At 44.5% G+C, this 14,066-nt stretch carries 10 protein-coding genes; 1 reads left to right on the forward strand and 9 read right to left on the reverse strand.

All coding sequences use genetic code 11. The annotated features are described in order from the left end of the window. Positions 1–19 precede the first annotated feature (19 nt). The 3 genes from DW251_RS01070 to DW251_RS01080 all read right to left on the reverse strand — a co-directional run bounded on the left by DW251_RS01070 (position 20) and on the right by DW251_RS01080 (position 3,037). Positions 20–943: a transporter substrate-binding domain-containing protein gene (locus DW251_RS01070; RefSeq protein WP_118299967.1), complete on the reverse strand. Its 924-nt coding sequence runs from the start codon at positions 941–943 to the stop codon at positions 20–22. Positions 944–1,225: 282 nt separating this feature from the next. Then, positions 1,226–2,128: a class B sortase gene (gene srtB / locus DW251_RS01075; RefSeq protein ID WP_021871057.1), complete on the reverse strand. Its 903-nt coding sequence runs from the start codon at positions 2,126–2,128 to the stop codon at positions 1,226–1,228. A gap of 39 nt (positions 2,129–2,167) precedes the next feature. After that, the gene (locus tag DW251_RS01080) at positions 2,168–3,037 is read right to left on the reverse strand and encodes a hypothetical protein (RefSeq protein WP_021871056.1); all 870 of its coding nucleotides are present in this window, start codon (positions 3,035–3,037) and stop codon (positions 2,168–2,170) included. Between the two features lie 201 nt (positions 3,038–3,238). Between DW251_RS01080 and DW251_RS01085 the strand changes: the two genes are divergently transcribed. Then, a complete protein-coding gene (locus tag DW251_RS01085; protein ID WP_118299968.1) occupies positions 3,239–4,501 on the forward strand; it encodes a BTAD domain-containing putative transcriptional regulator in 1,263 nt (420 codons plus the stop codon). A gap of 237 nt (positions 4,502–4,738) precedes the next feature. On the opposite strand, the gene DW251_RS01090 is transcribed toward DW251_RS01085, so the two are convergent. The 6 genes from DW251_RS01090 to DW251_RS01115 all read right to left on the reverse strand — a co-directional run bounded on the left by DW251_RS01090 (position 4,739) and on the right by DW251_RS01115 (position 14,003). Next, positions 4,739–6,172 carry a L,D-transpeptidase family protein gene (locus DW251_RS01090; RefSeq protein ID WP_118299969.1) on the reverse strand — a complete coding sequence of 478 codons (1,434 nt, stop codon included), beginning with the start codon at positions 6,170–6,172 and terminating at the stop codon, positions 4,739–4,741. A gap of 44 nt (positions 6,173–6,216) precedes the next feature. Then, positions 6,217–6,951, reverse strand: coding sequence for a peptidylprolyl isomerase (locus tag DW251_RS01095; RefSeq protein ID WP_021871053.1), 735 nt, complete (start codon positions 6,949–6,951; stop codon positions 6,217–6,219). A 267-nt stretch (positions 6,952–7,218) separates the two neighbouring features. Beyond that, on the reverse strand, positions 7,219–9,843 hold the full coding sequence (gene ppdK / locus DW251_RS01100; protein WP_021871052.1) for a pyruvate, phosphate dikinase: 2,625 nt from the start codon (positions 9,841–9,843) through the stop codon (positions 7,219–7,221). A 414-nt stretch (positions 9,844–10,257) separates the two neighbouring features. Continuing rightward, positions 10,258–10,947: a response regulator transcription factor gene (locus tag DW251_RS01105; protein WP_021871051.1), complete on the reverse strand. Its 690-nt coding sequence runs from the start codon at positions 10,945–10,947 to the stop codon at positions 10,258–10,260. Then, positions 10,944–12,440 (reverse strand): HAMP domain-containing sensor histidine kinase, encoded by a 1,497-nt coding sequence (locus DW251_RS01110; protein ID WP_021871050.1) that lies wholly within the window; start codon positions 12,438–12,440, stop codon positions 10,944–10,946. Before DW251_RS01110 ends, DW251_RS01105 begins: the two co-directional genes overlap by 4 nt. A gap of 174 nt (positions 12,441–12,614) precedes the next feature. Further along, positions 12,615–14,003 (reverse strand): glycine--tRNA ligase, encoded by a 1,389-nt coding sequence (locus tag DW251_RS01115; protein ID WP_118300157.1) that lies wholly within the window; start codon positions 14,001–14,003, stop codon positions 12,615–12,617. Positions 14,004–14,066 lie beyond the last annotated feature (63 nt).

Here is a 14,066-nt window from a genome sequence, read left to right on the forward strand (position 1 = left end):
CTCCTTTTTATCTCTTCAATTAGTTTGCCAGAGGCTGTACGGAAATTGCCTCATCCATCATTGCAGAGAAATCATCTTTTGTCATCTTGGACAGAACACTGTCAATAGCTTCCTTTAACTCAGTATTGCCCTTCTTTAAGGAAATACCAATGTTGATATCTTCGTCAGTTACCTGGAAATCATCTTCGCCGCCGCCAAATTCAAGAAGCTTGAAATCTGGATAAGCAACTAAAGCACCCTTACCGGTTGGCTGGTCAGTTACAACCAAATCACACTTGTCAGCATTTAAGGACATCAGCATATCTGGTGCACTTGCTGTTGCAGCTAAGATATTTGCATCCTGGATCTGTGGAAGGCAGGTATCATACCAGATGGTGCTCTGCTGGGAAGTACAGGTTGCACCAGCCAGGTCAGCTACGCTCTTAGCGTCAGCGTACTTACTGCCGTTCTTAACCAGGGTAACGATGGTTGCATAGTAATATGGCTCAGTAAAATCAACTGCCTGAAGACGCTCTGTAGTAATGGACTGACCGGCAATAACGCAGTCAACCTGTCCAGTGCTTACAGCAGGGATCAGTGAATCCCAGTCAAGACGAACGATCTGCAGGTCATATCCTAACTCATCACAGATCTTCTTTGCCATCATAACATCGTATCCATAAGCATATTCGTTGCTGTCATTAATTGGTACAGCGCCGTTGGAATCATCTGGCTGTGTCCAGTTGTATGGTGCGTATGCACACTCCATAGCTACCTTTAAAACCTTCTTTTCGCCGGAAGCTGCTGTAGCCTCTTCAGCTGCGCTTTCTCCTGCTGCGCTTGTCTGCTCTGCCGGAGCTGCTGTAGTAGCTGCTGTATTATTTCCGCCACATGCTGTTAATGCACCTGCTGCCATTATTCCAGCAAATGCCAGGCTCATTGTTCTCATTACATTTCTTTTCATAATTGTTCTCTCCTTTTGCCTGTATTTCGAAAGTCTGTTATCAAAAAATACCTGTCCTTATAACAAACAGACATGTCACCTGGCGGTAACATCACCATAAATGAAAGCCATACCTGTTACCAGGTATGACTTCTTCGTTTTCCTTGGCTTCTTTCGCGAAACAGCCTTCCTGACTGCTGATTTTTATATAAATCAGCATTTTCCCGCTTAGTATAGCATAACTGCTCCGCTTTTCCAATAGTAATTTTTATTTTAACAGGCCATATTTTCCACTATATTTTCCTACTTTTTCCCAGCTTCCTTAGAAACTGCCTCTGCTTCCTCTGCCTTTTTAATCATCAGGTCTGTCATTTTCTGCTGATACTCTTCATCCGCCGTGATCTCATTTCCCTGTTCATCTGCCTCCACAGCGAACAAGAAAGTTCTTGCATCATTGATCTCATAGCTGCAGGTTACAAATGTATACAGCGCTTTCACCGGGTATTCTACGGTTTCCGCATAGGAGCAAGGGGCGATCATCTCTTTTACAAACTCATCAAAAGCTTCCTGACTCTTAAAACGGGTCTTGCGCACAATGGGCTTTGCCTCTCCATAATAGCAGGATACCGCCTTTAAACGTATCTCCCGTTCAGGAGTATAAATAGAAAAATACTGATGCTCTTTAAAATAAGAAGGGTCTTTATAGCGGACAATATCTTTAAACATGCTTCCGTTCTTCATATTGTGGCCGTAAAGGATATTATTTCTTCCCTCAAAGTCACCTTCGCTTTCGTAGTCCAGATAAATACTTCCGGCTACACTTGCTTCCCCGTTAAAATCATGTTTCAGATAAAAATCATTATCTGTTCCCTGTACAATAGGATAACTGATCTTTGTATCTGGAATATGGATCCAGCCAATGGTATCAGGATTTTCCTTTTTTAATGTATCAAAATCATAGGGTGACTGGTATTCCTCTTTTTCAGGTTCTGTCTCCAGTTCCTGTTTTTCTGTTTCTTCTATTGTAATGGTCTCCTGGGTCGTCTGGGCTGCTTCCCTTGCAAGGCGTTCATACTCTTCCTGAGCTCTTTTATCTGCAAGATAACTGCGCAAAGTCAGGCCGCCGCTTACTAAAAATACCAGAAGTGCAACGCAGACCAGTATTTTCCACAGAGTATCTCTGCCGCTTTTTTTACTGTCTTCCATACATCATTCTGTCCTTTCCAAGATGTTTTCCTTAAAAGATCATGCTGTATGTGTCTTCTTTACAGGCTCTTTCTCCCACTGTCCGGATCTTGCCACAGCCTCATGCATTAAAAGGAGCAGTTCCATAAAGCTTCTGAAGCTTACCTGGCAGCGTTTTTCCTTCCAGCCAACCGTTCCCTGCCAGGTAGAATTCCTGCGAAACAGCACCCGGACTACAAAGGTTGCAGGACCATAATTTCCATTTTCCACACGGAAACTGCGTGAAATGATCACTGCCGGTTCTTTTTCCTGTTCCGGAAGAGGATCGATCATTTCCGCGATCTTTTCCCTCAGCTCAAATTCATTATAAAAAGCCCGTCTGTCTTCTACTGCCGGATGGGACACATCCCCGCTCATCACATGACCTTCATAATTGTTTACAGTGACTTCACACATCTTTTTGCCAAGTCCATAGGGAAGTCTTGTTACACCTTCCCCTAACTGCTGGTCTAAAAAGTCCATCAGTTCCATAAAGCTGTCAAAATGTCTTTTGGCGTTCGTTCCGATCTGTTCGATCTGCCCCTGCCAGGAAGCATAATAACGATACTGGACCCGCAGGCAAAAATCCGCAAGTTTTCCTCTTGTTTCAGACTTTAATCCTTCTATTCTTACTTCCCTGCTTTCCTCTTTCAGATCCAGATATTCTTTTTTGCTGAAATTGCGGTGGTCCACACTTTTCATAGGGTAATGGATCTCCTCAAACAGCTCCTCTAAAGCAAACACCATTTCAGAAAGGCTGTAAAAAACAATGCCATACTCCTTACTTTCATGATTGATCCTTCCTTTTAATATCCTGTTTTCAAAATCATCCACTGCAATATGAATCTGACGATAAGAATTCGGTATTGCTCCAGTCTTTGCTACTGACATTTTTTCACCCACTTTCTGTTTATTATTCTGTTTTATACTATTTTCAGTATAGCAGTTTCCGGTTACAAATCGGTTACAAAATACTTAATTTTTTCGTTTTTTCGTCTTAATAAACTGGACATTTCCATAGCGTATAGTTATACTTATTGTATAAATTCAAATGCACGATATAAAAATGATATATAAAGGAGACCTGCCATTATGCCATCTTCTTCTGAACAGAGACCAACGATCCATGTACAGACCCTTGGCGGTTTTTCTATCCGCACAAACGGCTGCCAGATCAATGACAACAGCAATCAGTCAAAAAAGCCCTGGGCATTATTAGAGTATCTTGTTATATTCCAGAAAAAGGATATCAACCCTGCTGAACTGATCCGTATCATCTGGGCCGATGATCCCGGTGTCAATCCAAACGGAGCATTAAAAACCCTTATGTTCCGTTCCCGTAAACTGTTAGAGCCGTTAGGGATCTCCCCGCAGAAACTGTTAGTCCAGCAGCGGGGAACATATGCCTGGACCCAGGATTATCCTACGGTTTTAGATATTGATGAATTTGAGTCTGTATGCAACCGGGCTTTAAGCAACTCCCTTGATCCAGAAGAAAATCTGTCCCTGTGTATGGAGGGTCTTTCTATTTACAAGGGTGATTTCCTTCCAAAATCAGAATACGAATCATGGGTGGTTCCCATCAGCGCTTATTACCATTCCCTGTACCAGAAACTGGTTTATAAGACCATCCAGCTGCTTTTGGACAAGCAGGATTACAGCCAGATCACTTCCATCTGCCAGACTGCTATTGGGATCGAGCCTTTTGATGAGGAATTTCATTATCACCTGGTCTATTCCTTATATAAGGACGGCCATACCAGCCAGGCACTTGAAGAATATAGCAATACCTTAGACCTGTTCTACAATGAATTTTCCATTTCACCAACGGAACATTTTAAGGAGCTGTATAATATCATCCGTAACAGTGAACGTGGCATCAATACAAACCTTGACTCTATCCAGACTTCCTTAAACGAGAAAAGCAGCGGTGGGGCTTTCTACTGTGAATATCCTATTTTCAGGGATCTGTTCCAGTTAGAGCGCCGTTCTATCCAGCGTACCGGAGACTCTATTTATCTCTGCCTGCTGACAGTTACAGGGATCGACGGAAAAACTCCAAAGAGCATGATTCTTCAAAAAGCAATGGAACACTTAAATACTTCCATTATGGCTTCCCTGCGCTGCAGTGATGTATTCACCCGTTACAGTATCAGCCAGTACCTGATCTTACTGCCTACTGTAACCATTGAAAAAGGAGAAATGGTCTTAAAACGTATTATCAGCAACTTCCGCAAGCTTTACAACCGGAAGGACATTACAGTTGAGATCCGTTTGCAACCGGTTCTTCCCTGGAAAAATACGCCTTTAGGCGAAACCTTAAATTACGAAGAACTGACAGAAGAAGAACCCTAGAATTTCCGTAAGTAAACAAAAAACATTTAAAAAACAGATGGAGCCAGGTCGGTTCCATCTGTTTTTATTTTATGTACTAGGAAATTCTGTTGGAACTCCCTAGTACACAAAAAGGCACGACCTGCCAACGATGCGCACTCGCGCGATGAGGAAGTTTGTCGCAAGCGACCGCGCTCGGCGCGAGAATGTGCCAAGGCACATTCTTTTTTATGGTTTCTGCTCCCGTCATCTCTTTATTTATGGCGTGCAGATCACCGGTATTCCCTTGTAAAGCAGATCATATAAAGTTGCTGCACTGGCCGGTGGCAGATTTACGCAGCCATGGCTGCCGCTGGTCTGATAAATGGTTCCACCGAATTTGCTTCTCCAGGAAGCATCATGAAGTCCGATGCCTCCGTTAAATGGCATCCAGTAATCTACATGGCTTTCGTATTCATATTTGCCGTTATCCAGCTTCTTTCCACGCAGGATACGGTCTTTTTCTTTATAAGTCAGACTGTAGATACCTGCCGGTGTTGTATAATCCTTTGACACATTTCCTGTTACACAGGGCGCATCCCAGACAACGGTACCATCTTTTACCATGTATACATGCTGTCCGCCAAGATCCACCTGTACATATGTATTGCCCCAGTCACCACCTGTTCTGGAAACTGCACTCTGGCTGTATACAGGCTCCCTGTCTGCACTGTCACCATCCTGCCATGCCGAAACACTCTGGATCAGCTCAGTAAGGGCTGCGATCTCGCCTGCCTGGTCAATCTTCCATCCATAAGGGCCTGTAAGCTGGTATTCTGCTCCTGTTACCCCTGTAAAGGTACGTGTCTTTCCTGCTGTATCGTAAGTTGCCGCCAGATTTGCCACAAATGCTGCGACTTTTTCCTGATCCAGAGTTACCTGTCCATTGCTGCTTCCTGTGATCCAGCTGGCCATGGTCTCGCCGGAAAGGACTTCTGACGCATCTCCAAATACATACCGCAGCTGTTTGGTCCTGCGGCTGTTCATAGCTGCACATAAAGCCTTCAGGTTTTCATCACTTTCCCAGACACCAACGGTACGGTAACAGCCGGTTTCTTCCAGGGAAAGTTCCCTGCTTCCGGCTCTTACAACAGCTGTGATCACCTGTTTTGTCTTTTCCGGGTCCACATCATTTCCCTGTACAGCCGGAACGATGGTAAATTCTTTTCCTTCTTCATAAGCAGAGATGGAAGCATCTTTTGTTGTCACAATACTTCCGCCACTGATGCAGGAAAGATTGCTGATCTTATTGTTTAACGCCTCTTCGTTATACTGGGCAGAAATTTCCATTGTATGCGTATTTTCACCGGAAGGTCCTGCTACACGGCCGGTGGCATTCTGACTGTCCAAAATATTCTGGATACTGCCGGAAACAGTCACCTGGTAGCCAATATCGCTGCCTTTGATGCTCTCTTCTTTTCCGCCTTTTTCCTTGATATTCAGTGTATATTCCCCAGCATAAAAGCCTTCGATCCTTGCTTTTGCTTCATCTGGCGTCAATCCACCTACACCTACGCCATTGATCTTGGTGCCGGATACCAGCTTTGAGGTATCACTTTCATCTGCAAATGCACCTATGGTTGCAGCTAATGACAATGTCAGTGCCGACAGAACCGTTAAAAGCAGTTTCTTTTTTCCTACATTTTTTCTCATACTCCATACTCCTTTTTTGAGCACCTGGCCTGTAAACTCCCCTGTCAGTCGATCACCTTAATACTTTCGATCACCGGCTGGTTTTCTTTTGCAACTGTTCCGTTGTTGTCTTCTACCTTTGTATCTTCACAGATCGCGTCAACCACATCCATACCGTCCGTTACATAACCAAAGCAGGCATATTCACCGTCTAAGAAGGTACTGTCCTCATGTACGATAAAGAACTGGGAGCTTGCGCTGTCCTTACGCTGGGCTCTTGCCATAGAAATAGCTCCTCTTGTATGGGATAATGGATTTTTCACGCCATTGGAGTCAAATTCGCCTTTGATCTCACGCTCGGAACCGCCCATACCTGTTCCTAATGGGTCACCGCCCTGGATCATAAATCCACTGATGATGCGGTGGAAGGTAAGTCCGTCATAAAATCCGTTTCCAGCCAGATCTAAAAAGTTTGCAACTGTGATCGGTGCTGCATCCCCGTCTAATTCTACATTAATGGTGCCGTAATCTTTTACAGTGATCTCTACATGGTGCTTTCCCGCAGCTGCTGCCAGATCCAGTTCACTGTTTTCCTCTGCTGCCTCTGTAGTTTCTGCTGTTTCACTTGCTGCAGCCCGGGTTGTCTCTTCTGCTTTTTCTGTCTCAGTTTCTTTTGTATCTTCTGCCTTTGCAGTTGTTTCAACTGCTGTTGTCTCTGCTGTATTATCTTTTGTACCGCAGCCTGCTAATAACATGGCAGATGCTGCTGCCATCAGGCAGATCTTCATCCATTTCTTCATTCTTAATTTCAATTCCTTTCTTCTGCTATCATAAGCTTTACTCATGCCTGTACGCGATATGCCTGCTTTGGCAGGCGGGGCACTCGTTGTTTTCATCATAGCATTTTCCCCAGATACAGTAAAGCGTTTCACAAAAATATCAAACTTCCGTAAGATTTATTAAGAAAGATACAAAAAAGCAACAGCGCCGAAGTTTCCTTCAGCGCTGTCACTTTTATCCCTTATATAACAATTTTTAATCGATTAGCCTGTTTTAAATCTCTGCAATTAGTCTGCCAGAGCTGCCTGTGCTGCTGCTAAACGAGCGATCGGTACACGGAATGGTGAGCAGGATACATAGTCCAGTCCGATCTTGTGGCAGAATTCTACGGAGCTTGGGTCACCGCCGTGCTCGCCGCAGATACCTACATGAAGTTCAGGACGTGTAGCCTTTCCTAACTTAATAGCCATTTCCATCAGCTTGCCTACGCCAGTCTGATCCAGTTTTGCAAATGGATCATTCTCGAAGATCTTAGCATCATAGTAAGCGTTTAAGAACTTGCCAGCATCATCACGGGAGAATCCGTAAGTCATCTGGGTTAAGTCGTTAGTACCGAAGCAGAAGAACTCAGCGTCCTTAGCGATCTCATCAGCAGTTAAAGCTGCTCTTGGGATCTCGATCATAGTACCAACTTCGTATTTCAGGTCAACACCAGCTGCTGCGATCTCAGCATCAGCGGTCTCAACAACGATCTTCTTAACATACTTTAATTCCTTGGTATCGCAGATCAGAGGGATCATGATCTCTGGGCAAACGTTCCAGTCTGCATGAGCCTTCTTAACATTGATAGCTGCACGGATAACAGCCTTTGTCTGCATCTTAGCGATCTCAGGATAGGTAACAGCCAGACGGCAGCCACGATGTCCCATCATTGGGTTGAACTCATGAAGTGCATCGCAGATAGCTTTGATCTGTTCAACAGTCTTGCCCTGTGCGTCAGCCAGTTTCTTAATATCTTCTTCCTCAGTAGGAACGAACTCATGCAGAGGCGGATCCAGGAAACGGATGGTAACTGGGTTGCCTTCCAGAGCTTCGTACAGCTTCTCGAAATCTCCCTGCTGCTCAGGTAAGATCTTCTCCAGAGCTGCTTCTCTTTCTTCTACTGTTTCAGAGCAGATCATCTCACGGAATGCATCAATTCTGTTGCCTTCAAAGAACATATGCTCTGTACGGCAAAGACCGATACCTTCTGCGCCAAGCTCTCTAGCCTTTGCAGCATCTCTAGGAGTATCTGCATTGGTACGAACCTGTAATCTTCTATATTTGTCAGCCCATGCCATGATTCTTCCGAACTCACCAGCGATGGTAGCATCTACAGTTGGGATAATGCCATCGTAGATCTTACCGGTAGAACCATCAATAGACAGCCAGTCACCTTCATGGTATTCTTTTCCAGCCAGAACGAACTTCTTGTTCGCTTCGTCCATAATGATATCGGAGCAGCCGGATACACAGCAGGTACCCATACCACGTGCAACTACTGCTGCATGGCTGGTCATACCACCGCGGACAGTCAGGATACCCTGAGCAGCCTTCATACCTTCAATATCTTCAGGAGAGGTCTCCAGACGAACCAGAACTACCTTCTCGCCTTTTGCCTTCCAAGTCTTTGCATCTTCTGCTGTAAATACGATCTTACCGCAGGCAGCACCTGGTGAAGCAGCCAGTGCCTTAGCTACAGGCTCAGCCTTCTTAAGTGCAGCAGCGTCAAACTGAGGATGAAGCAGTGTATCCAGGTTACGTGGATCGATCATCTTAACTGCTTTCTTCTCATCGATCATGCCTTCGTCAACTAAGTCGCAGGCGATCTTTAATGCAGCCTTTGCAGTTCTCTTACCATTACGGGTCTGTAACATGTACAGCTTTCTGTCCTCAATGGTGAACTCCATATCCTGCATATCTCTATAGTGGTCTTCCAGAGTATGGCAGATACCTACGAACTGCTCATAAACTTCTGGCATAACTTCCTTTAACTGGTCGATCTTCTGAGGTGTACGCACACCAGCTACTACGTCTTCGCCCTGTGCATTCATCAGGAACTCGCCCATTAAGTGCTTCTCACCAGTTGCTGGGTCACGGGTAAATGCAACACCAGTACCGGAGGTCTCACCCATGTTACCAAATGCCATCATCTGTACGTTTACTGCAGTACCCCAGGAATATGGGATATCGTTGTCACGACGGTAAACATTTGCTCTTGGGTTATCCCATGAACGGAATACAGCCTTGATTGCTTCCATTAACTGCTCCTTAGGATCAGTTGGGAAATCTTTTCCGATCTTCTCTTTATATTCAGCCTTGAACTGCTCAGCCAGATCATGCAGATCTTCTGCAGTCAGTTCAACGTCCTGCTTAACGCCTTTTTCAGCTTTCATCTTGTCGATGAGCTCTTCAAAGTATTTCTTTCCGACTTCCATAACAACATCGGAGAACATCTGGATAAATCTTCTGTAGCAGTCCCAAGCCCAACGTGGATTGCCGGACTTCTTAGCCAGAACCTCTACTACTTCTTCATTCAGACCTAAGTTCAGGATGGTGTCCATCATACCAGGCATGGATGCTCTAGCACCGGAACGAACGGAAACCAGAAGTGGATTTTCCTTATCACCAAACTTCTTGCCGGTGATCTCTTCCATCTTTCCGATATATTCCATGATCTGGCCCATGATCTCGTCATTGATCTTTCTGCCATCTTCATAGTACTGTGTACAAGCTTCTGTTGTAATTGTAAATCCCTGAGGAACCGGTAAACCAAGATTTGTCATCTCAGCCAGGTTTGCACCTTTACCTCCTAAAAGATTTCTCATGTTTGCATTGCCTTCACTGAACAAGTAAACCCACTTTGTTGCCATAAGTCTTTTCCTCCTCTGATATAGCAGTCCGCCAGACCCCTTTCACCTGACGTTTGCCGACTTAGCTTAACTTAGGGCGGAACCAATGACTCCCTTCGTCCGTCCAACGTGTTTATTATATCACAAAGTTTTTTTCAGTAAACCCTTTTGGAGGCAAAACTTTGAAAAAATTTGTTAATTTTACTGTAAAAACCAGTGTAAGCGCTTCCACTTTCTGTCATTTTCACATATCCGTTGTTGGTTCGTATTTGCGAATGTGCATTGTATACAAAAGCATTTATTCGTGCCCCAGACGCTTCTTTGATGTGTCTGGAAAGAAAAAAGTTCCGCCTGCTGACGCAGACGGAACGCTCGTTAATGGTCCAAGAAAAACAAATGCCGCTTTTAGCGGCGCTTGTTTTTCTCTTGGACTCATTATATCTTAAACCGATACCCCACTCCCCAGATAGTCTCAATATACTGAGGCTTTGCTGTATTAAACTCGATCTTCTCTCTTATCTTTTTAATATGCACTGTTACAGTGGCAATATCTCCAATGGATTCCATATCCCAGATTTTGGAGAAAAGCTCTTCTTTTGTAAATACATGGTTGGGATTTTGTGCCAGGAAGGAAAGCAGGTCGAATTCCTTGGTTGTAAAGGTCTTTTCTTCCCCGTTTACCCACACTCTTCTGGCAGTCTTGTCGATCTTAAGACCGCGGATCTCGATGATCTCATTTGCCGGCTGGCCGCTTCCTACCAGGCGCTCATATCTTGCCATATGGGCTTTTACTCTGGCTACCATTTCACTTGGACTGAATGGCTTGGTGATGTAATCGTCAGCTCCCAGTCCCAGTCCGCGGATCTTGTCAATATCTTCTTTCTTTGCGGAAACCATGATAATAGGGGTATTTTTCACCTCACGTACCCGGCGGCAGATCTCAAAACCATCGGTTCCCGGAAGCATCAGATCCAGGATCAGCAGGTCATATTCCTCTTTTAATGCCCGTTCTAAACCGTCTGTACCATTATTTTCTATTTCTACTTCAAAGCCTGACAGCTCCAGATAATCCTTTTCCAGCTCTGCAATGCTTTCCTCATCTTCTACGATCAGTATTTTACTCATTCCTGCACAACCTCCTGATATTTTCTTAAAACAAAGTGCACCTCTGTTCCGATTCCCTCTTTACTGGTAGCCCAGATACGGCCACCGTGATCCTCAATGATCTTTCGCACAATGGACAGACCGATACCGCTTCCGCCCTGGGAAGAATTTCTGGAAGAGTCGGTGCGGTAGAACCGGTCAAAGATATTTGGCAGATCTTTGGCTGCAATTCCTTTTCCATTGTCCTCGATCTCCACCTGGATGAAATCCCCGTCATCCTTGATGCGGATATTGATAATACCTTTTTTCTTGTCCAGATATTTCACAGAATTGCTGATGATATTGTTGATCACACGCTTCATCTGCTCTGCATCGGCAATGACCACTACGTCTTCATCTACGTAGTTAAAATATCCCAGTTCAATACCTCTTGCTTCCATATCCAGTCCCACTTCTTCCACGCAGTCCCTGAAATACTGGGAAACATTGATCTTGGAGAATGTATATGGGATCTTGTTGGTATCGATCTTAGAATAGAATGTCAGCTCATCGATGAGGCGGTCCATGTCATTAGCTTTATTATAAATGGTCCTGATGTATTTATCCAGCTTTTCCGGTGAAGATGCCACTCCGTCCATAATACCTTCCACATAGCCCTTAATAGCTGTGATCGGTGTCTTTAAGTCATGGGAAATATTGCTAATCAGCTCTTTGCTTTCTTTGTCATACTGGACTTTTTCCTCTGCACTTTCTTTTAAGCGCATACGCATTTCTTCAAAGTCCTGGCAAAGATGGCCGATTTCATCATCTGCGTCCACATCCAGGGTAAATTCCAGATTGCCGTCGCGGATCTTCTTGGTAGCTTCCTGAAGCTTGTTTAAGGGGCTTAAAATAGACTGATAAACCCAGAACGTCAGGGTAATTCCGGCGATCAGAAGGATCATAACACCTAAAAAGAGCATTTCCCGGATCATGGATTTTACTTCCGGCAGCAGATCATCTACATTGGAAATAATAAATACGCTTCCTTCTGTCTTATCCGGGAACTGAAAATCCATCTGCTTTACCAGATGCTGGCTCTCGCCGTCTAAGTAGATACCGCCCTCTAAATCTCCCTGAAGGATATCAAATTCCGGCAGCTGCTCACACAGCTGGGTCTTATTTTCCTCGTCTGCATCACCAAAATAAATGATGTCGGTTCCCTTTCGCACTACCAGATAAGCATAATGCTTCTGAAGTTCCGCATTGACCTCATCTAAATGACTGCTGTCTTCATATAATTCAGGCTTTTTATCCAGTTCTTCCCGGATCACCTGCTGTACCCGGCGGGTCAGACGGTTAAATACCTGGGTAGAATTACCATTTAAAAGATCCACCTGTTCCGTCAGACCATACTCTTTTGTAAAGGAACGTGCCTGATGATCATTGATGGCAAAAAAGGACACAAAAATAAGAAGCATGGGAACAATGGTGATGATCATAAATGCAACCGCTAAGCGGGTCTTTAGTTTCATAAGTAAGGACCTCCAATGGACTCATTATATCATACTTCCTCACTATCATTTATAAAATCATTCTAAAATCAGCGAACGCGTCACTGGCGCGTTCTCAATATACATAGCAAAATGCCCGCTTCCCCAAAACAGGAAAACGGGCATTTTTAATTTAAAGTTTAACTTAAATCTCAATTAGAACATAAACTTATCAGCAAAGTAATCCTTTAACTCAGCGATCGGGATACGAACCTGCTCCATGGTGTCTCTGTCACGGACAGTTACTGCATGGTCTTCTTCAGAGTCAAAGTCATAGGTTACGCAGAATGGAGTACCGATCTCATCCTGTCTTCTGTAACGCTTACCGATGTTTCCTCTGTCATCGAATTCGCAGTTGAAGTACTTGCTCAGTTCAGCGTATACCTTTTCTGCTCCTTCGTTTAACTTCTTGGACAGTGGCAGAACGCCTACCTTTACAGGTGCCAGAGCCGGGTGGAAGTGAAGGACAGTTCTTACATCACCTTCTCCGATCTCTTCTTCGTCATATGCTGCACACAGGAATGCTAAGGTTACACGGTCAGCACCCAGTGAAGGCTCGATTACATATGGGATATATTTTTCCTTGCTCTCATCATCAAAGTAAGTCATATCCTGTCCGGATACAGTCTGATGCTGGGTCAGATCATAGTCAGTTCTGTCTGCAATACCCCAAAGCTCGCCCCAGCCAAATGGGAACTGGAATTCCAGGTCAGTAGTAGCCTTGCTGTAGAAGCACAGTTCTTCTGAAGAATGGTCTCTTGCACGCATTTCATCTGGCTTAATGCCTAATTTCTGCAGCCAGTCGATGCAGTACTGTTTCCAGTAAGCAAACCACTCAAGGTCAGTACCTGGTTTGCAGAAGAATTCAAGCTCCATCTGCTCAAACTCTCTGGTACGGAAAGTAAAGTTACCAGGTGTGATCTCGTTACGGAAGGACTTACCGATCTGTCCGATACCAAATGGAACTTTCTTTCTGGAAGTTCTCTGTACATTCTTGAAGTTTACGAAAATACCCTGAGCAGTCTCTGGACGAAGGTATACCGTATTCTTAGCATCCTCGGTTACACCCTGGAATGTCTTGAACATCAGGTTGAACTGACGGATATCTGTAAAGTCGTGAGCACCACAGCTTGGGCAGCAGATATGCTTGTCTTCGATATACTGCTTCATCTGTTCCTGGGACCAGCCGTCTACAGAACCTTCGATCTCAATGCCATGCTCATCGTTATAATCTTCGATCAGCTTGTCAGCGCGGAAACGTTCTTTACACTGCTTACAGTCCATCAGAGGATCGGAGAAACCGCCCAGATGTCCGCTGGCTACCCATGTCTGGGAGTTCATTAAGATGGCACAGTCAACACCTACGTTATAAGGGCTTTCCTGTACGAATTTCTGCCACCAGGCTTTCTTTACGTTGTTCTTCAGCTCAACGCCCAGATTACCGTAATCCCAGGTATTTGCAAGACCGCCATAGATCTCAGAACCTGGATATACGAAACCTCTGTTTTTTGCAAGAGCTACGATTTTTTCCATTGTCTTTTCCATATCAGTATCCTCTCTCTTTACAAGCATTCTGCAGATCCGTGGACCACTCATCTGCAAACTGCC

Origin of the sequence: Clostridium sp. AM22-11AC, from assembly GCF_003473545.1 — a bacterium.
Classification (GTDB): domain Bacteria; phylum Bacillota; class Clostridia; order Lachnospirales; family Lachnospiraceae; genus Enterocloster.